1 protein-coding gene and 1 other RNA gene are annotated in these 670 nt (G+C 49.4%); both read left to right on the top strand.

Annotated elements, in window-relative coordinates; all coding sequences use genetic code 11:
* On the top strand, positions 1-312 hold a 312-nt coding region (locus tag ACTHUE_RS19765), incomplete at its 5' end, for an aminotransferase class I/II-fold pyridoxal phosphate-dependent enzyme (RefSeq protein ID WP_440424249.1).
* Between the two features lie 112 nt (positions 313-424).
* Positions 425-670: a transfer-messenger RNA gene (gene ssrA, locus ACTHUE_RS19760) on the top strand; the annotation flags it as partial.

Below are 670 nucleotides of genomic sequence, written 5' to 3'. Positions count from 1 at the left end.
CCCGGCGGCCGCCTGCTCGAGCAACGCAACAAAGCATGGGAACTGGTCAACCAGATTCCGGGCATATCCTGCGTCAAACCCATGGGCGCATTGTATATGTTCCCCAAAATCGATACCGAAATGTACAGCATCCATGACGACATGAAATTCATCTACGACTTACTCGTACGTGAAAAAGTCTTGTTCGTCCAAGGCACAGGCTTCAACTGGATACGCCCCGACCACTTCCGTATCGTTACCCTGCCGCCCGTTCATCAAATCGAAGAAGCCATGGACAAACTCAAACGCTTCTTGCAAAACTACCATCAATAAACCTAAACAAAGAGGCCGTCTGAAAAAGCAAACCGCTGTTCAAACGGCCTTTTTAATCAAACAGCAACTTGGCAAAGCCTGCTGACATGCGTATAATCGACCTTACCTATCTGGGGGCGATCTTGGTTTCGACGGGGGTTGCAAAGCAGATGCGGGCATACCGGGGTCTCAGATTTCCCGTTAAACACTGAATTTAAATAGTCGCAAACGACGAAACTTACGCACTGGCCGCTTAAGGCCTGCCGTTGCAGCAGTTGGTCAATGGGCTGTGTAGCGCAAGCTACCGCAACGTCATTCTACATTGACTGGTTTTCTGTCGGGTTACTTGGCAGGAAACGAGATTTAAGGTAACTGGTTC

Source organism: Neisseria sp. P0021.S005 (genome assembly GCF_051956955.1).
Note: the sequence above shows the minus strand (reverse complement) of the source record. Positions and strands in the feature narration are given on the sequence as shown.